Annotated in this window: 1 protein-coding gene; it reads right to left on the bottom strand. The window is 68.6% G+C overall.

Annotation, left to right across the window (positions count from 1 at the left end; translation table 11 throughout):
- Positions 1-425 (bottom strand): DNA gyrase subunit A (locus K9U40_RS23695; protein WP_282892506.1); only part of this gene is annotated, 425 nt, incomplete at its 3' end.
- Positions 426-458: the final 33 nt, after the last annotated feature.

The following is a 458-nucleotide window of genomic DNA, read 5'->3' as shown; positions in this document are numbered from 1 at the left end:
GGGTGGTACTGACCCATGACGTCACCGACCACGCGGCTGCACTTGTTGTACCCGCGGTCGGGGCGGTAACCGCCGTCGTACATGGCGTAGACGATGCGACGGTGCACGGGCTTGAGGCCGTCACGCACGTCTGGCAGAGCACGCGAGACGATGACGCTCATCGCGTACTCGATGTAGCTGCGCTGCATCTCGGCGTTGAGGTCGATCGGGTCGACGCGGTGCGCAACCGGAGCGGCGACGGCGGCCTGCGCCTCCGGCGTGTTCGGCACCTTCATCGTCGGCGGCTCGGGGCGCGTGGGGTCGATGCCGGCCGCGGCTGCTGCGGCGTCGCTGGCGGGAGCGTCGGCGTCGCCCTGGGGGACCTCGGGGAGATCGTCCGGCAGGTCGGACGCTTCGTCGCCCGGCAGGTTCGTGTCGTCAGACATGTGTCATTCCTTCGATGAAGGGTTGTCGAGTTG

Source organism: Xanthobacter autotrophicus, from assembly GCF_030015065.1.
In the GTDB taxonomy this organism is placed as follows: domain Bacteria; phylum Pseudomonadota; class Alphaproteobacteria; order Rhizobiales; family Xanthobacteraceae; genus Xanthobacter; species Xanthobacter autotrophicus_D.
This window is presented reverse-complemented; position numbering and strand designations above follow the sequence as displayed.